This window comes from Dactylosporangium sp. NBC_01737 (assembly GCF_035963215.1).
Taxonomy (GTDB): Bacteria; Actinomycetota; Actinomycetes; order Mycobacteriales; family Micromonosporaceae; genus Dactylosporangium.
In genome coordinates this window covers 569,809-586,720 of the sequence record NZ_CP109153.1, presented here as the reverse complement: position 1 = coordinate 586,720, position 16,912 = coordinate 569,809, and the positions used below count along the sequence as shown (strand labels likewise).

At 71.3% G+C, this 16,912-nt stretch carries 16 protein-coding genes; 6 read left to right on the top strand and 10 right to left on the bottom strand.

From position 1 onward, the window contains the following. Nucleotides 1-19 precede the first annotated feature (19 nt). Entirely contained in the window at nt 20-850 is an 831-nt protein-coding gene (locus tag OHA72_RS02670; protein WP_327006272.1) for a sugar phosphate isomerase/epimerase family protein, read from the top strand. On the opposite strand, the gene OHA72_RS02665 is transcribed toward OHA72_RS02670, so the two are convergent. Beyond that, the gene (locus OHA72_RS02665) at nt 837-1,757 is read right to left on the bottom strand and encodes a hypothetical protein (protein WP_327006271.1); all 921 of its coding nucleotides are present in this window, start codon (nt 1,755-1,757) and stop codon (nt 837-839) included. The genes OHA72_RS02670 and OHA72_RS02665 overlap by 14 nt on opposite strands. Next, entirely contained in the window at nt 1,754-2,371 is a 618-nt protein-coding gene (locus tag OHA72_RS02660) for a SigE family RNA polymerase sigma factor (RefSeq protein ID WP_327006270.1), read from the bottom strand. Before OHA72_RS02660 ends, OHA72_RS02665 begins: the two co-directional genes overlap by 4 nt. Here OHA72_RS02660 and OHA72_RS02655 point away from each other — a divergent pair. Both OHA72_RS02655 and ychF read left to right on the top strand, forming a co-directional pair. After that, complete coding sequence (locus OHA72_RS02655) at nt 2,370-3,545, top strand: endonuclease/exonuclease/phosphatase family protein (RefSeq protein ID WP_327006269.1); 1,176 nt, start codon at nt 2,370-2,372, stop codon at nt 3,543-3,545. The genes OHA72_RS02660 and OHA72_RS02655 overlap by 2 nt on opposite strands. A gap of 9 nt (nt 3,546-3,554) precedes the next feature. Next, nucleotides 3,555-4,640: a redox-regulated ATPase YchF gene (gene ychF, locus OHA72_RS02650; RefSeq protein WP_327006268.1), complete on the top strand. Its 1,086-nt coding sequence runs from the start codon at nt 3,555-3,557 to the stop codon at nt 4,638-4,640. Between the two features lie 184 nt (nt 4,641-4,824). On the opposite strand, the gene OHA72_RS02645 is transcribed toward ychF, so the two are convergent. Then, a complete protein-coding gene (locus OHA72_RS02645; RefSeq protein ID WP_327006267.1) occupies nt 4,825-5,136 on the bottom strand; it encodes a 4a-hydroxytetrahydrobiopterin dehydratase in 312 nt (103 codons plus the stop codon). A 206-nt stretch (nt 5,137-5,342) separates the two neighbouring features. On the opposite strand from OHA72_RS02645, the gene OHA72_RS02640 reads away from it, so the two are divergent. Both OHA72_RS02640 and OHA72_RS02635 read left to right on the top strand, forming a co-directional pair. Next, nucleotides 5,343-5,741, top strand: coding sequence for a (deoxy)nucleoside triphosphate pyrophosphohydrolase (locus tag OHA72_RS02640; RefSeq protein WP_327011427.1), 399 nt, complete (start codon nt 5,343-5,345; stop codon nt 5,739-5,741). Next, nucleotides 5,738-6,241, top strand: coding sequence for a DUF1990 domain-containing protein (locus OHA72_RS02635; RefSeq protein ID WP_327006266.1), 504 nt, complete (start codon nt 5,738-5,740; stop codon nt 6,239-6,241). Before OHA72_RS02640 ends, OHA72_RS02635 begins: the two co-directional genes overlap by 4 nt. A gap of 68 nt (nt 6,242-6,309) precedes the next feature. On the opposite strand, the gene OHA72_RS02630 is transcribed toward OHA72_RS02635, so the two are convergent. The 6 genes from OHA72_RS02630 to OHA72_RS02605 all read right to left on the bottom strand — a co-directional run bounded on the left by OHA72_RS02630 (nt 6,310) and on the right by OHA72_RS02605 (nt 13,907). Continuing rightward, nucleotides 6,310-7,323 carry a succinate dehydrogenase/fumarate reductase iron-sulfur subunit gene (locus OHA72_RS02630; RefSeq protein WP_327006265.1) on the bottom strand — a complete coding sequence of 338 codons (1,014 nt, stop codon included), beginning with the start codon at nt 7,321-7,323 and terminating at the stop codon, nt 6,310-6,312. Further along, nucleotides 7,323-9,188 (bottom strand): fumarate reductase/succinate dehydrogenase flavoprotein subunit, encoded by a 1,866-nt coding sequence (locus OHA72_RS02625; RefSeq protein ID WP_327006264.1) that lies wholly within the window; start codon nt 9,186-9,188, stop codon nt 7,323-7,325. Before OHA72_RS02625 ends, OHA72_RS02630 begins: the two co-directional genes overlap by 1 nt. A gap of 11 nt (nt 9,189-9,199) precedes the next feature. Continuing rightward, nucleotides 9,200-10,024, bottom strand: coding sequence for a succinate dehydrogenase subunit SdhC (locus tag OHA72_RS02620; RefSeq protein WP_327006263.1), 825 nt, complete (start codon nt 10,022-10,024; stop codon nt 9,200-9,202). 98 nt (nt 10,025-10,122) lie between these two features. Next, nucleotides 10,123-11,484, bottom strand: coding sequence for a TldD/PmbA family protein (locus OHA72_RS02615; protein ID WP_327006262.1), 1,362 nt, complete (start codon nt 11,482-11,484; stop codon nt 10,123-10,125). Between the two features lie 648 nt (nt 11,485-12,132). Beyond that, nucleotides 12,133-13,569 (bottom strand): TldD/PmbA family protein, encoded by a 1,437-nt coding sequence (locus OHA72_RS02610; protein WP_327006261.1) that lies wholly within the window; start codon nt 13,567-13,569, stop codon nt 12,133-12,135. 53 nt (nt 13,570-13,622) lie between these two features. Continuing rightward, nucleotides 13,623-13,907: a 4a-hydroxytetrahydrobiopterin dehydratase gene (locus tag OHA72_RS02605; RefSeq protein WP_327006260.1), complete on the bottom strand. Its 285-nt coding sequence runs from the start codon at nt 13,905-13,907 to the stop codon at nt 13,623-13,625. A 35-nt stretch (nt 13,908-13,942) separates the two neighbouring features. On the opposite strand from OHA72_RS02605, the gene OHA72_RS02600 reads away from it, so the two are divergent. Continuing rightward, complete coding sequence (locus OHA72_RS02600; protein ID WP_327006259.1) at nt 13,943-14,782, top strand: hypothetical protein; 840 nt, start codon at nt 13,943-13,945, stop codon at nt 14,780-14,782. Here OHA72_RS02600 and OHA72_RS02595 read toward each other — a convergent pair. Further along, entirely contained in the window at nt 14,763-16,859 is a 2,097-nt protein-coding gene (locus tag OHA72_RS02595; protein WP_327006258.1) for a S9 family peptidase, read from the bottom strand. The two genes, OHA72_RS02600 and OHA72_RS02595, sit on opposite strands and share 20 nt — an antisense overlap. Nucleotides 16,860-16,912: the final 53 nt, after the last annotated feature.

The following is a 16,912-nucleotide window of genomic DNA, read 5'->3' as shown; positions in this document are numbered from 1 at the left end:
CCGGTGAATACTGTTCGCCATGGTTGAGTGGGTACTGTCCGGGTTCGGCGACGAGATCGACGATGATCCACGGGTGCAGCTGGCGGTGCTGCGGGCGCTCGGCGCCTCGCACGTCGAGGTCCGCAGCGCCTGGGGCGTCAACGTGGCCGACTTCGACGCGGACCTGACCACTCGCCTGGCCACGGTGCTCACCGACCGTGGCATGGCGGTGTCGGCGGTCGCGTCCCCGATCGGCAAGACCGACGTCTACGGCGACGCGGACGCCGAGCTGGCCCGGCTGCGCGCGGTCGTCACGCTCGCGCAGCGGCTGAACAGCCGCTACGTGCGGATCTTCTCCTTCTACCGGCCGCCGGGCGTGGACGTGGCGGCGACCCGCGACACGGTGTTGCGGCGCCTGCGGGCGTTCGCCGATCTCGCCGAACGCGAGCAGGTGGTGCTGGTCCACGAGAACGAGAAGGACATCTACGGCGACGTGCCCGCCCGCGTGCTGGACCTGATCGAGTCCGTCGGCTCGCCGGCGCTGCGGGTCGCCTGGGACAACGCCAACTTCGTCCAGGTCGGCGTCCGCCCGTTCAGCGACGGCTACGCGATGCTGCGGCCGCACCTGGAGTACCTCCAGGTCAAGGACGCCAGGTTCGCCGACGGTGCGGTCGTGCCGGCCGGGGAGGGCGACGGCGAGCTGCTCCAGACGGTGACGGCGCTGCGCGAGGACGGCTGGACCGGGTACGCGTCGCTCGAACCGCACCTCGCCGACCCCACCGACCCGGCCAGGACCGGCCCCGCGGGCTTCGGCCGGGCCGCGCGGGCGTTCGCGGCCCTGACCGCCCGCGCGGGCGTCACGTTGTGCTGATGACGAAGTCCGGGTCCACCGCGATCTGGATCATCTGCTCGACCGTGATCGGCAGCTCGGCACGGCTGCCCGAGCGGAAGACGCTGAAGTTGCGCACCTCGATGGTCATGCCCGTGCCGTCGGCCGTGGTGACGTCGATCCGGGCGATCTTCTTGGCACCGTCGACCTGGAAGCGCGGCATGGCGACGATCTTCTCCCCGTGAGGCCCGGTCCGGGTCTCGCACTCGGCCTTGTCGACGGCCTCGCCGGGACACTCCTGGAACTGGCCGATGCCGGAGCCGGCCCGCAACGGCAGGCCGTTCACGTCGACGGTGCCGACCGGCTTTCCCACGCTGATGACGATGCTGCTGACGCCCTGGGCGTCCTGCAGGTCCGGCCCGACGGAGAAGTAGCCGGAGTACCGGCTGTCCGGCCCGGGCGACACGTTGAACTGGAAGGGGCCGGTGACCGTGCCGTTGACCGGCGTGTCGAGGTACGTGCTGCCCTTCGGCGCGACCGACCGCAGGTGCTGCTCGAACGCGGCGCTGAGCCTGGCGATCTGCACGGCGTTCCACGTCTCGGCCGGGACGCCGGGGGTCGCGGTGGTGCCGTAGCCCGGCATCGGCGACATCTCCACGACGCTCGGTGCCGCCGTCGCCGTGCCGAGCGGTGGCTTCCGGCTGGCCGGCGGGTCGGGGATGCCGGCCCGGTTCGGCGGTGCCGTGCCCACCAGGATCGCGACCACGGTCAGCGCCGCCGCGACGGCCAGCCCCGCGCCCGCCGTGACCAGCCGGCGCCTGGCCTGTCCGCCACGCACGATCCGGTCGACGTCGAGCCCTGACGGCGGGCCGGTCTCGGCGTCGATCGCCGCGTCGAACCGCGCCCGCATGCTCACGCCGTCACCTCCGCCGCGCTCCGGACCGCTCATGCCTCCTCCTTCACCGCGCGCAGTGCCGTCAGGCCCTTGGCGGCCTGGCTCTTCACCGTGCCGGTGGTGATGCCGGAGCAGACCGCGGAACTGCTCGGCATCACCACCGGCACGGTGGTGATGCCGAGCAGTTCCGCGGTCTGCTCCACGGACAGGTCGCAGTAGTACCGCAGCACCACGACCGCGCGTCGCCCCGCCGGCAGGCGCTGCAGCAGGTCGATGAGGTCCTGCCGGTCCTCGACCCCGGACGTGTCGACGTGGACCCCGTCCGGCAGCACGTCGAACGGGTCCTCGCGGTGCCACGGCCGCCGCCGCTCGTCGAGCCAGGCGTTGGTCAGCACCCCGCGGGCGTAGGCGGCCGGGTTGTCCGCCGCGCTCACCCGCCGCCAGTGCCGGAACAGCTTCGTCAGCGTGATCGACACGAGGTCGTCGGCGGCGTGCCAGTCGCGGCACAGCAGATACGCGGTCCGGCGCAGCTGGTCGCCTTGCGCGGCGACGAACGCACGGAACTCGGCCTCCATATCCAGGACGACGACGAAGAAGGCGTCGCGGGTTGCCCACTGGCGGTTAGCCGACTGCGGGCCTGCAAGGTCGTTGCTACGGTCCGTAGTCATGCGGCTGGCGACATACAACGTGGAGAACCTGTTCGCCCGGGCCCGGGCCCTCGACCCGGTCGACCCGGCGAAGGGACAGCCGGCGCTGTCCGCGTACGAGGAGTTCAACCGGATCGCGGCCCACCCGGTCTACTCCGATGAGGACAAGGCCACGATGCTGGCGGCGCTGGAGACCCTGCGGGTGTTCGTCCGGACCCCCGCCGGCCGGCGGGCCAACCCCGACCTGTTCGGCGACGCGTTCGCGGTGCTCCGGGAGAACAAGGGCGACTTCCTGGCCGTGCCCGCCGACGCCGAGCCCCGCATCGTCGCCACCGGGCGGGCGTCCTGGAACGGCTGGGTCGACCTCATCGTCGACCCCGTCGACGAGCTGTCCACCCGCATGACCGCCCGGGTCGTCGCCGACGTCGGCGCCGACGTGCTCTGCGTCGTGGAGGCCGAGAGCCGCCCGTCATTGGTCAAGTTCAACGACGAACTGCTCGGCCGCCGGTACGACCATGCCATGCTCGTGGACGGCAACGACCCCCGCGGCATCGACGTGGGCCTCTTCTGCGTCGCCGGTATCGAGATCGACTGGGTCCGCAGCCACGTCGACGTGCCCGACCCGCTGATCGACGGCAAGCGCCTGTTCAGCCGCGACTGCCCCGTGTACCGGCTGCTCCTGCCCGGCGGCGCAGAGCTGTACATGGTGCTGAACCACCTGAAGAGCCAGTCCTTCACCAGCGGCGACCCGGACCCGCTGCGGACCCGCCAGGCCACCGAGGTCCGCGCCGTCTACGACCGGCTGCGCGCCGCCGGCGCCGAGTTCGTCGCGGTCGTCGGCGACTTCAACAAGCGCCCCGACCACCCCTCCCTGCGGCCGCTGCTCGGCCCGGACTCGCCGCTGGTCGACGCCTACTCCCTGGACGCGTTCTCCGGCCTGTTCGACCCGCTCGACCACGACCGCGAGCGCCCCGGCAGCTTCCAGTCGTGCACGATCGGCAACCGCCTCGACTACATCCTGCTCTCACCCGAGCTGGCCGGGCGGGTCACCGACGGCGGGGTCTTCCGGCGCGGCCTGTGGGGCACACCGTCCAACGTCAGACGGCCGAAGCTGTGGGACGCGTACCCCGAGATCACCAGCGCCCGGCACGCCGCGTCCGACCACGGTGCGGTCTGGGTCGAGGTTGACCTGTAGCTTTTACGCGTGGCACTCAGCATCGGGATCGTCGGCCTGCCCAACGTCGGCAAGAGCACCCTGTTCAACGCGCTCACCAAGGGCGACGCGCTCGCCGCGAACTACCCGTTCGCGACGATCGAGCCCAACGTCGGCGTCGTCGGCCTCCCCGACCAGCGCCTCGGCAAGCTCGCCGAGCTGCACGGCTCGCAGAAGATCCTCCCGGCGCCGGTGTCCTTCGTCGACATCGCGGGCCTGGTGCGCGGCGCGTCCAAGGGCCAGGGCCGCGGCAACGCGTTCCTCGCCAACATCCGCGACGCCTCCGCGATCTGCCAGGTCGTGCGCGCCTTCGCCGACCCCAACGTGGTCCACGTCGACGGCAAGATCTCCCCGGCCGACGACATCGAGACCATCAACACCGAGCTGCTGCTCGCCGACCTCCAGACGATCGAGAAGGCCCTGCCCCGCCTGGAGAAGGAGGCGAAGGTCCGCAAGGACCGCGCCGGTGCCGCGGCCGCCGCGAAGGCCGCCGCCGAGCTGCTCAACGGCGGCACCACCCTCTACGCCGGCGCCGCCAAGGCCGGCATCGACGTCGCGGAGCTGCAGGAGCTGCACCTGCTCACCGCGAAGCCCTTCCTGTACGTCTTCAACGTCGACGAGGCCGGCCTCGCCGACCCGGCGTTCCTGGACGAGCTGCGCGCCCTGGTCGCCCCCGCCGAGGCGATCTTCCTCGACGCGAAGATCGAGTCCGAGCTCACCGACCTGGACGAGGAGGAGGCCCTGGAGCTCCTGGCCTCGATCGGGCAGCCGGAGCCGGGCCTGCACCAGCTGATCCGGGTCGGGTTCCGCACCCTGGGCCTGCAGACCTACCTCACCGCCGGCCCGAAGGAGACCAGGGCCTGGACGATCCCGACCGGCGCGACCGCCCCGGAGGCCGCGGGCGTCATCCACTCGGACTTCCAGCGCGGCTTCATCAAGGCCGAGGTGGTCAGCTTCGACGACCTGATGGCCGCCGGCTCGCAGAACGCCGCGAAGGCCGCGGGCAAGGTCCGCATCGAGGGCAAGGACTACGTCATGCAGGACGGCGACGTCGTCGAGTTCCGCTTCAACGTCTAGGCGCGCAGCGGCCCGTCCAGGTCGATCGCTGGACCGGGGAGCACCACGTCCCGGGCAGCGATCGTCCTTTGATCGAGTGCGGTCTTGGTGCGGGAGGGTGACGCCGTGCCGATTTGGGTGATTTGTGCGGTTCTGAAAACCAATGAGCCGTAAGCGCGGACTGTGCGCCGCTCGCGGGTGGGGGCTAAGCGGCGCCGGCGATGATGGTGCGGTAGAGGTCCTCGATCCGGGCGGCCAAGGTGACCTCGCCAGGGGACAGGTCCGACATGCCGGGCACTCTCAGGCGGATCTGGGTGCGGCCGTCGAGGCGGCGCACGTCCGGACGCACCTGGAGCGCGTCGGCGACGATCTTCATACGCTCGGTGAGTGCCGCATGCTGGGAATCGTCCAGATGCAGCGTCCGGCGAATTTCTTCGCCGTCGTGCGTCCAGCCTTGCAATAAGGCCAGCGCATCGCTGAGATAATCACGGTGCTGTTCGCTCCGCCGGGCCCGCATAACGACCTACCCTCCCGCGGCATCGTTGCCGGCTTGTGGCCGTTTCGAAGCCTGCCCGTCATCAACGGTGACTGCAAGTCTCCTGTGCGACTGGTGGATCTGTCCACGGCCACATTTCCCTCGTCTGGTGAACAACAGGGCAGAGCCCGCCACCGGAACTTCATTTCGATCTGGCACCCTGGTTGCCCGTGCAGACCGAACGGTTGATGCCAAGGATCATCGTCGGCGCCGCGATCATCTCGGATGGTCGCGTGCTGGCCTGTGAGCGCGCGTTGCCGCCCGAAATGGCCGGTAGATGGGAGTTTCCTGGGGGGAAGGTGGACCCAGGGGAGACCGAGGAGCAGGCGCTGATCCGTGAGTGCCAGGAGGAGCTCGGCGTCGACGTCGAGGTGGGTGTCCGTGTCGGTGACGACATCACGATGCTCGACGGCGCCGCGATTCTCAAGGTCTACCTTGCGCGACTGGTGAACGGGGCGATGCCCGTACCCCTGGAACACAGCGACATCAGATGGCTCGCCGGTGACGAGCTCGACACCGTCCCCTGGCTGCCGGCCGACGCGCCGATCGTGGTGGCGCTCATGCCGTTGCTACCTTCGACGGCGTGACGGTCACCTACCCCGAGGTCGGGGCGACCCGCGAAGGCCCCCTGCCGCCCGGCTACCTGCACGTGACGCGCAGGGTGAGGGTCGGGCAAGGGCACGAGGCGTTCGCGGCCGCAGCGGCCGCCCTGGCCCGCTGGCACCCGCAGCGCGGCGCGGGACTGCGGCTGCGCAGCGACGCCGACACGGTCACGCTCGGCGGGCGGTTCTCGACCGGGATCGGCGTCGGGCCGCTGCGGCTGTGGGTGCCGTGCCTGATCGTGTGGGTCGTCGACGAGCCGGAGCGGTACGGGTTCGGCTTCGGCACGCTGCCCGGGCACGTGGAGACGGGCGAGGAGTCGTTCCTGCTGACCGTCGAGCCGGGCGGCGAGGTGTGGTTCGACATCAGGGCGTTCAGCCGTCCGGCGACCTGGTGGGTGCGCCTGGGCAACCCGGTCGCGAAGCTGGTGCAGGCGCGGGTCACCGACCGCTACGCCAGGGCCATGCAGAAGGCGCCCCTGCCGTAGCCGGGGCGCCTTCTGGTGCTTTCCTGGTTCTGGGTGGTCCTGGTGGCCGTTGCCGGCCGAGGCCGGTCCTAGTGGCCGTCGCCGTGCGGGTCCGACGGGTGCTGGTAACGCAGCTGCTCCGGCGGCAGCGGGAACACCTGGTCGTCGCCGAACGGCGAGCCTGCCGCCGCCCGGTCCAGGGTGAGCTCGGCCACCACGAGCTTGCCGTCGGTGCCGACGGGCGCCTCCTGCGGCACGGGGCCCTCCTGGTGCCAGTTGCTGCTGGTGTCCGCGACCGCCAGGTCACCCTTTGCCGTGGCCGTGGCGTGCGCCGGAACCGGCTCGTCCAGCTGGTCACGACGGAAGATCTTGCGTCCGAGCCAGGTCACCGGGTCGTACCTCCGATCGACAACACGTTCCTTCATCGGGATGATCGCATTGTCTGTGATTTTGATGTGTTCGGGGCAGACCTCGGTGCAGCACTTGGTGATGTTGCAGTAGCCCAGACCCTGCTCCGCCTGCGCGAGCTCCTTGCGGTCGTCGCGGGCGTCGAGGGGGTGCATGTCCAGCTCGGCGGCCCGGATGAAGAACCGGGGACCGGAGAACGCGGCCTTGTTCTCGTCGTGGTCACGGATCACGTGGCACACGTTCTGGCACAGGAAGCACTCGATGCACTTGCGGAACTCCTGCGAGCGCTCCACGTCGACCTGCTGCATCCGGTACTCACCGGGTGCCACGCCGGGCGGCGGTGCGAACGCGGGCAGCTCGCGGGCCTTCTGGTAGTTGAAGTTGACGTTGGTGACCAGGTCACGGATCACCGGGAACGTCCGCAGCGGCGTGACCGTCACGGTCTCCGTCTCCTCGAACGTCGACATCCGGGTCATGCAGCCCAGCCGCGGCTTGCCGTTGATCTCCATCGAGCAGGAGCCGCACTTGCCGGCCTTGCAGTTCCACCGCACGGCCAGGTCCGGGGTCTGCGTGGCCTGCAGCCGGTGGATGACGTCGAGCACGACCTCGCCCTCGTTGACCTCCACCTGGAAGTCCTCCAGCGAGCCACCGGTGTCGTCGCCGCGCCAGACGCGGAAGTGGCGTTTGGTGCCCATCACAGCTCCTCGTCGGTCATGTACTTGGCGAGCTCGCTCTGGTCGAACAGGCCCTGCAGCTCCGGACGCATGACCGGCAGCGGCTTGTGCTCCAGGCGGACGTCCTCACCGTCCAGCGAGCAGACCAGGTTGACCTTGCGCCACTTCGGGTCCATCTTCGGGAAGTCCTCGCGGGTGTGCCCGCCGCGCGACTCGGTGCGCTCCAGTGCCGCCTTCGCGGTGCACTCGGACACGACGAGCATGTTGCGCAGGTCCAGTGCGAGGTGCCAGCCCGGGTTGTACTTGCGCCCGCCGCCCACGCCGACCTTCTTGATCCGCTCCTTGAGCTCGGCCAGCCGCGTGATCGACTCCCGCAGCTCGCCGTCGCGCCGGATGATGCCGACCAGGACGCCCATGATCTCCTGCAGCTCGTGGTGCAGGGTGTACGGGTTCTCCCCGGCGTCCGCACGGGCCAGCGGCGCGAGGGCCGTCTCGACGGCCGCGTCGACGGCCGCGGCGGTCGGCTTGCGCCGGCCGATCCGCTCGGCGTGCGCGGCCGCGTGCTCGCCGGCCCGCTTGCCGAACACCAGCAGGTCCGACAGCGAGTTGCCGCCGAGCCGGTTGGAGCCGTGCATGCCGCCGGAGACCTCACCGGCCGCGAACAGCCCGGCGACCGCGGCGGCGGTCGTGTCGGCGTCGACCTCGATGCCACCCATCACGTAGTGGCAGGTCGGCCCGACCTCCATCGGAGCGGCGGTGATGTCGACGTCCGCCAGCTCCTTGAACTGGTGGTACATCGACGGCAGCCGCTTGCGGATCTGCTCGGCCGGCAGCCGGCTGGCGATGTCGAGCAGCACGCCGCCCGCCTTCGTGCCCCGGCCCGCCTTGACCTCGCTGTTGATCGCGCGGGCGACCTCGTCGCGGGGCAGCAGCTCCGGGGGGCGCCGGTTGTTGTCCGGGTCGGAGTACCAGCGGTCGGCCTCCTCCTCGGTCTCCGCGTACTGCTTGCGGAAGACGTCGGGGACATAGTCGAACATGAACCGCTTGCCCTCGGTGTTGCGCAGCACGCCGCCGTCACCGCGGACCGACTCGGTGACCAGGATGCCCTTGACCGACGGCGGCCAGACCATGCCCGTGGGGTGGAACTGCAGGAACTCCATGTTGATCAGCGTCGCGCCGGTGCGCAGGGCGAGGGCGTGGCCGTCGCCGGTGTACTCCCAGGAGTTGGAGGTCACCTTGTAGGACTTGCCGACGCCACCCGTCGCGAGCACGATCGCGGCGCTCTCGAAGAGCACGAAGTCGCCCGACTCGCGGTAGTAGCCGAACGCGCCGGACACCGCGCCGTCCTCGACGAACAGCTCCGTGATCGTGCACTCCTGGAAGACCCGGATCCGCGCCTCGTAGTCGCCGTGCGTGGCGAAGTCCTCCTGCTGCAGCGACACGATCTTCTGCTGCAGCGTGCGGATCAGCTCCAGGCCGGTGCGGTCGCCGACGTGCGCGAGCCGCGGGTACTCGTGCCCGCCGAAGTTGCGCTGGCTGATCTTGCCGTCCTTGGTGCGGTCGAACAGCGCGCCGTAGGTCTCCAGCTCCCAGATGCGGTCCGGGGCCTCCTTGGCGTGCAGCTCCGCCATCCGGAAGTTGTTGAGGAACTTCCCGCCGCGCATCGTGTCGCGGAAGTGGACCTGCCAGTTGTCCTTCGAGTTGACGTTGCCCATCGCCGCGGCGGCGCCGCCCTCGGCCATGACGGTGTGCGCCTTGCCGAACAGGGACTTGGAGATGATGGCGGTCTTCTTGCCGGCGAGCCGAGCCTCGATCGCGGCGCGCAGCCCGGCGCCGCCGGCGCCGATGACCACGACGTCGTAGGTGTGTCGCTCGATGTTCGTCATCGGATGTGTCCCTAGTTGAAGAACCGGAAGTCGGTGATCCATTCGGCCGAGACCGCCATGACATAGGCGTCAGCGATGATCACCGAGAAGAGTGATGCCCACGCGTACTGCTGGTGCTTGGCGTTGAGCTTCGACACCAGCCCCCACGCGCGGTAGCGCACCGGGTGCTTCGAGAAGTGCTTGAGCCGCCCGCCGACGATGTTGCGGCAGGAGTGGCAGCCCAGCGTGTACGCCCAGATCAGCACCGCGTTGACGGCGAGGATCAGCGTGCCGAGCCCCATGCCGATGCCGCCGTCCTTGCCGTGCCAGGCGAGGACCGCGTCATACGTCAGGACCGAGCCGACCAGGATCGCGGCGTAGAAGAAGTACCGGTGGATGTTCTGGAAGATCAGCGGGAAGCGGGTCTCACCGGAGTAGGTCTTGTGACCGTCCGGGACCGCGCACGCCGGCGGCGACAGCCAGAACGAGCGGTAGTACGCCTTGCGGTAGTAGTAGCAGGTCAGACGGAACCCGCCGGGCAGCACCAGGATGATCATCGCCGGTGACAGCCAGGACGGCAGCTGCGGGATCGGCTGGCCGAGGAAGTGGCTCGACCCCTCGACGCAGCTCTTCGTCAGACATGGGGAGTAGAACGGCGCCAGATAGTGCTCGGCGTCGGCCCAGTAGTACTTGTTCATGATGGCGCGGACCAGGCCGTAGACCACGAAGGCCCCGAGACCGAGGAACACCAGCAGTGGCTGCAGCCACCACCTGTCCGTCCGCAACGTTTTCTCGCTGATCGCTGCGCGGGGCCCCGCGCCCGAGGCTGACCGAAGCCGGGCCGGCGTGGTCGTCATGGTGATTGCTCCCTGTTGGCGCTGAGGGACGGGCCGATGTACCGATCTGTGGTCGGTGCACACGTTACGCGCGGCCCCGGCCCGCCCGGTGATCGCCCTCACCCAGACGCGCCACCCGTGTAGTTCCACGAGGCGAGACGCAGTGCCGGGGCGCATGTGCCGGACTCCGCCCAGGGACCTGGCAGCTCGACGGCACGCGGTCCGACACCGAGCACCGCGCCAGGTGCCAGGGCCTGCGGATACGACTGGGTGAAGCGGAAATTGCGCACCGGCGTGGTCACCACGCCGTCCTCGATGAGCCACACCCCGTTGCGGGTCAGCCCGGTCACGACCAGCGTGCGCGGGTCCAGGACCCGGGTGTAGTGGTTGTCGGTCACCAGCAGGCCCCGCTCGACCCCGGCGACCAGCGCCGCCACCCCCGAGTCGGCGGCCGGGCCGTCGACCTCGACCGGCGCCGGCCCGTCGTGCGCGAGCAGCCGCAGGCTGGCCGGCACCGCGCCGAAGCTCGCCCCGCCCGCGATCGCGTGCCCCGTCGAGGCCGCCTGTGCCTTCGCCGCGGTCCGGCGGTCGTGCACCACCGCGCTGGACACGCCCGCGTCGACCAGCACCACCCGCTGCCGCGGGGTGCCCTCAACGTCGAACGGCAGCGCCGTCGAGTCCGCCGCGGTGGCGTCCTCGACCAGCGTCACCGCCGGGTCGAACTGCGCCGCGCCCAGCTCCAGGAACGACTGCCGGTCCTGCACCATCTTGGCGTTGAAGCCGTAGACGGCGAGCATCTGCAGCACGTCCGCGACCGCGGTCGGCTCCAGGACCACCTCATAGCGCCCCGGCGGCAGCTCCACCGGATCGGCCCCGGCCCGCGCCTTCGCCGCCGCCCGCGCCCCCAGCACCGCGCCGTCGATGTCCGCGAGCCGTGTCGAGGCCAGCCTCGCGAGGCCGTCGGACGTGGCGGTGCGCGCGATGCCGTCCATCGCCGCGGCGGTCCGGACCCCGCGCACCTGCTGGCCGGCGGAGTTGAGGTAGACGACCCGGGTCGCCGAGGTCCGGCAGTAGCCCGCGACCTCCAGCCCCGCCGCCTGCTCGACGAACGCCCGCACCCTGGCGGCCCGTTCGTCGGGTGCCGCCGCCGCGGTCGCCTCGTCGGCGTTGCCCTCGAACGACATGGGCGCCTTCGGCGCCAGCCCCGGCCACGTCGGGTCGGCCGGCGCGAGGCGCATCGAGGCCACCGTGCGGCGCACGAACTCCTCCACCCCGTCGGTCACGGTGGTGGACGCGGTCGCGGTCCTGCCGTCGGCGTGCAGCCGCAGCCGCACGGTGGTGGTCTCGTCGGCGACGTTCTGGTGGATGTAGGAGTTGGCGAACCGCGTCAGCGACAGCGCCGCCCGCTCGACCACCACCTCCGCCTCGACCCCGTCGTCGACCAGCTTCAACACCTGCGCCGCGAGATCGGTCCCGCTCATGCCGCCCCCTCCGCTTCGCTCCGGCGTCGGCCTGAGCCAACACTGTGCCCCTGATGAGCGGTCCCTGCGCTGCGCTGCGGGCCGCTCATGCCGCCCCCTCCGCTTCGCTCCGGCGTCGGCCTGAGCCAACACTGTGCCCCTGATGAGCGGTCCCTGCGCTGCGCTGCGGGCCGCTCATGCCGCCCCTCCGCTTCGCTCCGGCGTCGGCCTGAGCCAACACTGTGCCCCTGATGAGCGGTCCCTGCGCTGGCTGCGGGCCGCTCATGCCGCCCCTCCGCTTCGCTCCGGCGTCGGCCTGAGCCAACACTGTGCCCCTGATGAGCGGTCCCTGCGCTGCGCTGCGGGCCGCTCATGCCGCCCCTCCGCTTCGCTCCGGCGTCGGCCTGAGCCAACACTGTGCCCCTGATGAGCGGTCCCTGCGCTGCGCTGCGGGCCGCTCATGCCGCCCCCTCCGCTTCGCTCCGGCGTCGGCCTGAGCCAACACTGCGCCCCTGATGAGCGGTCCCTGCGCTGCGCTGCGGGCCGCTCATGCCGCCCCCTCCGCTTCGCTCCGGCGTCGGCCTGAGCCAACACTGCGCCCCTGATGAGCGGTCCCTGCGCTGCGCTGCGGGCCGCTCATGCCGCCACCTCCGATACGGTCCAGGGCGGTCATCCTCGGACCCCCACCCGCACGTTCTGGAAGCGGGCCGCGGCGGCCGGGTGGCCGGTGTGCCCGATCTGGCCGGGCTGGCCCTTGCCGCAGTTGGGCGTGCCCCACGCCGTGATCTCGGAGCCCAGCATGTCCATCGACCCCCAGAACCGTGGCCCGATGCCCGTGTAGGTCGGGTTGCGCAGCATCCGGCCCAGCTTGCCGTCCTTGATCTCCCAGCCGATCTCGCAGCCGAACTGGAAGTTGAGCCGTTTGTCGTCGATCGACCAGGACCGGTTGAAGTCCATCAGCACGCCGTCGGCGGTCGAGGCGATCATCTCCTCCAGGCTGTGCGGCCCGGGGGCCAGCCCGACGTTGGTCATCCGCACCATCGGCAGCCGTGCCCAGCCGTCGGACCGCACGCTGCCCGCATAGTCCAGGCCGGCGACCGCGGCCGAGTCACGCCCCGCGAGGGTGCCGACCCAGATCCCGTCGCGCACCGCGTGCCGCGGCCGCGCCGGCGTGCCCTCGTCGTCATACCCGAACGACCCCAGCGCGCCGGGGATCGTCGGGTCGATCGTGATGTTCATGAGCTCGGAGCCGTAGCGCAGCTGGTTGAGCTTCGCCAGGTCGAGCCAGCTGGTGCCGGCGAACGCCGCCTCCCAGCCGAGGATCCGGTCCAGCTCGATCGCGTGCCCCACCGACTCGTGGATCTGCAGCGCCATCTGCTCGCTGCCCAGGATCAGCGTCGTCTCGCCCGCCGGGCACTGCGGCGCCGTGAGTAGCGCCCGCGCCTCGTCGGCGATGCGCGCCGCGTGCGCCGTCAGGTCCAGCTCGTCGACCAGCTCCCAGCCCCTGGTCCCATACTGCCCGCGATAGGACGGATAGGAGCGCCGCTGGGTCTCGCCGTCGCCGATCACCGTCGCGGAGATCCCCGCACCCGACTCGCGGATGTGCTGGTCGATGCGGTGCCCCTGGGACGACACGAACCACTTGCGCGTGTCCCAGATCTGGTAGATCCCCTCGGCGATGTCGGCGCCGCCCTTGTGCGCCTCCGCCGTCGCGCCCGTGAGCAGGTCACCCTTGGTCGACAGGGCCACGCCGAGCGGGTCGACCTCGCAGGCGCTCGCCCACGAGTCCGTGCGCGCCTCCACCTCGACCAGGTCGACGGCGGGCGCCGGCACCGACGCGGACGCCCGCGCGATCGCGGTGGCCCGCTCGCCCGCCCGCCGCGCCGCGTCGCGCCCCAGGTCGGGCACCGCGAAGAAGCCCCAGCTCGACCCGACCAGCGCCCGCACGCCGACCCCGGCGTCCTCGGACTGGCTCAGGTCCTCGATCTCACCGTTGCGCGCGCTCATCGATTCGGACCGCCGGTGCATCACGCGCGCGTCGGCATACCGGGCGCCGGCGGCAAGGGCCGCCTCGACGGCCGCGCTCGCCACGTCGAAGTGGGTCATGGTTGGACCCTACCGACCGGGTACGACATTCGGACCCTTTGTCCGGGCGTGACCTACCCGATCAACTCGTTGATCTGCCGGGCGAGGGTGATGTCCTTCTGAGTCACGCCGCCGGCGCTGTGGGTGCTGAGGCGGAACGTCACCGTCCGCCAGCGGATGTCGATGTCGGGGTGGTGGTCGGCCTGTTCGGCCACGTGCGCCACCTCCGCCACCAGGCGGATCCCGTCGAGGAAGGTCTCCGCGGTCACGGACCGTTCGATCCCCTCGACGTCGCCGGCCCACCCGCTCAGATGAGCCAGGGCGGTCGCCACCTCGTCGCTGCCGAGCACTGCAGTCATGCCGGAAACGCTACCGCTTCCAGTACAAAGGGAGCATGTCCATCGCAGGTGTCACCCGTGAGCTGCTCGTGCGTCACCTCGACCTGTGGGTGCCGGGTGCGGTGCACTCGCCGCACGGGGCGACGTTCCTGCAGGCGTCGGCGACGGACCTGGACGGTGACGTCGCGGAGGCGGCGGTGCGCGCATGCGCCGAGTTCGGCGACCGGCTGAAGCGGCGCCGGCTCACGCTGCTGTTCGTGGCGCCGGAGGTCGGCGACCTGCAGCGGCGGCTCGACGCCGTACAGCGGGAGCTGCGGACGCCACCGGAGCTGTCGCTGCACGTGATGGCCGGATCGGCGGCGGTGATGCTGAAGGCACTCGGCGCCCACTCCGGCCCGCTGCTGTCGATGATCGACGGGATCGACCCGGCGGTCGTCGCGACCGGCAAGCCCGCCGAGGCGCTCACCGTCGACGTCCCCCGGGAGCGGATGCGCGTCTTCGACCTCACCGCCGCGGTGACGCTGGTGGAAGGCGACGCCGAGCGCACGATCGGGTTCGGCACCCGGTCGGCGAAGAGCCTCGAGGCGTTCAAGAACGAGATGTGGGCGCTGGACGAGTACGCGGGCGTGCGGTACCGCGACCCGAACGACCCCGAAGGTCACCTGATGGACATCACCCTCGAGCCGAACCCGGGCGCGCTGCGGCGGGAACTGCTGGCACACCTGCGCGACGGGGAGCGCACCGTCACCGAGCTGAAGCGCTACGCGCTCACGGAGACGGTCTACCGCGCCGCCGACGCGGTCAAGGTGATCACCGCGCTGCTGCAGAGCGGCGCGGTGACCAGGCACCCGAGGGACGGGCGCCTCGGCGGCGACGTCACGGTACGGATCGCCTGATGAAGTCCAGCTCGATGCGCAGCAGCTTCTCGGCGAGGCCACCGGCGGCCATGTGGGTCGCGCCGGTCAGCGGGATCATCGAGTGCGGCCGGCCGGAGCCCAGCAGCGCCGCCGACAGCCGCAGGGTGTGCGCCGCGACCACGTTGTCGTCGACGAGACCGTGCACGAGCAGCATCGGGCGGGCCTCCTCCGGGCGCACGGGCGGCTCCGCCGCCAGCTCGACCAGCGAGTTGTGGCCGTACACCTCCGGCGCGTCCGAGGGCAGCCCCAGATACCGCTCGGTGTACGCGGTGTCATACAGCGTCCAGTCGGTCACCGGGGCGCCGACGACCGCACAGTGGTAGACGTCCGGGCGGCGCAGGACCGCGAGCGCGGACAGCCAGCCGCCGAAGGACCAGCCGCGGATCGCGACCCGGTCCAGGTCCAGGTCCGGGTGCTTCTCCGCGAGGGCCTGCAGTGCGTCGACCTGGTCGGTGAGGATCACGTCGGAAAAGCGGCGGTGGATCGCCTTCTCGAAGCTCGGTGACACGCCCGGCGTGCCCCGGTTGTCGATCGTGACGACCGCGAACCCGCCGTCGGCCCACCACTGCTTCTCCAGCCAGCGGGCGCGCGCCGCGATGACCTCCTGATGGCCGGGGCCGCCGTAGATCGCCACGAGCACCGGCAGCTTGCGCCCCGCGACGTGGCCGCGCGGGTAGAGCACGGCGGTCGGCAGCTGCCGGTCCGTGACCCGCTCCAGGACGGGTCTCGGCGCGAAGGGCGGGGTCGCGGCCAGCGACGGGATGGTCCCGATCACCGCGTCGTCATGGCGGACGGTGTACTGCCAGCCGGCGTGCTCGAGGGTCTGCGACCCGATCACCACCGTGCGGCCGGCGGCGTGGGCGACGTGCCAGCCGGGCTCGGTCGTCAGCCGCTGCGCCTGCGCGCCGGCGTGCGAGACCGGGATGCGGAAGATGTGCTGCTCACTGGGCTCGCCCTCGCTGGCCTCCACGACCAGGTCGGCGCCGAGCCGTCCGGCGACCCGCCGCACGTACAGGCTGGGCGGGGTCAGCAGGCTGCCGTCGGCGAACAGGCAGCGCGAGTCGTAGCCGTCGTGGGCCAGCTCACCGCCGACGAGGACCCGGCCGTCGGCCAGGTGCTGCGGGGTGCCGGGGACCGGCTCGACCCAGCGCGGGTCGGCGAGCTCCGCGTGCACCTGTGTCTCACCGGTGCGCGGGTCGACCGCGATCACCAGGCCGTGCTGCTGCAGGCGGCGCAGCACGGTGAGCAGCGGGCCGCCCTGCTCCGTCCAGGAGGCGTCCACCAGGTACGGGTACGTCTCCCGGTCCCAGTGCACATCCACCCAGCCGCCGTCCAGGTCGAGCACGTGCAGCGTGACCTTCGCGTTGGAGGCGCCGGCGTGCGGATACGCCACCGTGGTCGGCGGCTGGTCCGGCTGCGACGGGTCGTGCAGGTGCCAGCGGGGCACCCTCGACTCGTCGATCCGCGCGGTGAGGATGCTGCGGCCGTCAGGCGCCCACCAGTACCCCCGGAAGCGGTGGAACTCCTCGGCGCCGATGAACTCCGCCAGACCCCAGGTCACACCCTCCTCGCCGGCGAGGACCGCGTCGGTGCCGTCGGGCTCGATGACCCGCAGCGCACCGCCGGTCACGTACGCCACCCGGCGCCCCGCCGGGTCCGGACGCGGGTCGACGGCGGGGCCGGCCGTGCGCAGCTCGGTGAGGTCGCCGGTCAGCAGGTCGACGCGGAACAACCGGCCACCGAGCGGGAAGACGGCCATCACACCGGCGCCGTCCATCGCGTAGGACCCGATCCCGCCCGCCGAGAGCCGCAGCCGCTCACGCAGCGCCCGCTCCGCCGGGGGCAGGTCGACGTCGTCGCCCAGCAGCGCCGCCGGGTCCGCCAGGCGGCGCTCGGAGCGGGTCGCCACGTCGTACACCCACAGCGCGTCACTGCTGTCCTCGGGCCCGGACGAGCGCAGGAACACCACCCGCGCACCGTCGGAGGTCACCGTCACGGCGCGGGGTGCGCCGTAGGAGAAGCGTCTGGTGCGCGCGGCCAACTCCGGATAGTCCACCGGTGAATGTTTACCCGAAGCGGCGCAATTGTCATGCTCCACGGGCGCCGCGC

Bases quoted from the DNA above. Each gene is read 5' to 3' on its own strand.
- OHA72_RS02625 (WP_327006264.1), bottom strand. From the start codon at position 9,188: ATGACGAACATCGAGCGACACACCTACGACGTCGTGGTCATCGGCGCC.
- OHA72_RS02670 (WP_327006272.1), top strand. From the start codon at position 20: ATGGTTGAGTGGGTACTGTCCGGGTTCGGCGACGAGATCGACGATGAT.
- OHA72_RS02630 (WP_327006265.1), bottom strand. From the start codon at position 7,323: ATGGGCACCAAACGCCACTTCCGCGTCTGGCGCGGCGACGACACCGGT.
- OHA72_RS02640 (WP_327011427.1), top strand. From the start codon at position 5,343: ATGCCAAGGATCATCGTCGGCGCCGCGATCATCTCGGATGGTCGCGTG.
- OHA72_RS02600 (WP_327006259.1), top strand. From the start codon at position 13,943: ATGTCCATCGCAGGTGTCACCCGTGAGCTGCTCGTGCGTCACCTCGAC.
- OHA72_RS02610 (WP_327006261.1), bottom strand. From the start codon at position 13,569: ATGACCCACTTCGACGTGGCGAGCGCGGCCGTCGAGGCGGCCCTTGCC.
- OHA72_RS02645 (WP_327006267.1), bottom strand. From the start codon at position 5,136: ATGCGGGCCCGGCGGAGCGAACAGCACCGTGATTATCTCAGCGATGCG.
- OHA72_RS02660 (WP_327006270.1), bottom strand. From the start codon at position 2,371: ATGACTACGGACCGTAGCAACGACCTTGCAGGCCCGCAGTCGGCTAAC.
- OHA72_RS02655 (WP_327006269.1), top strand. From the start codon at position 2,370: ATGCGGCTGGCGACATACAACGTGGAGAACCTGTTCGCCCGGGCCCGG.
- OHA72_RS02665 (WP_327006271.1), bottom strand. From the start codon at position 1,757: ATGAGCGGTCCGGAGCGCGGCGGAGGTGACGGCGTGAGCATGCGGGCG.
- OHA72_RS02620 (WP_327006263.1), bottom strand. From the start codon at position 10,024: ATGACGACCACGCCGGCCCGGCTTCGGTCAGCCTCGGGCGCGGGGCCC.
- OHA72_RS02605 (WP_327006260.1), bottom strand. From the start codon at position 13,907: ATGACTGCAGTGCTCGGCAGCGACGAGGTGGCGACCGCCCTGGCTCAT.
- OHA72_RS02615 (WP_327006262.1), bottom strand. From the start codon at position 11,484: ATGAGCGGGACCGATCTCGCGGCGCAGGTGTTGAAGCTGGTCGACGAC.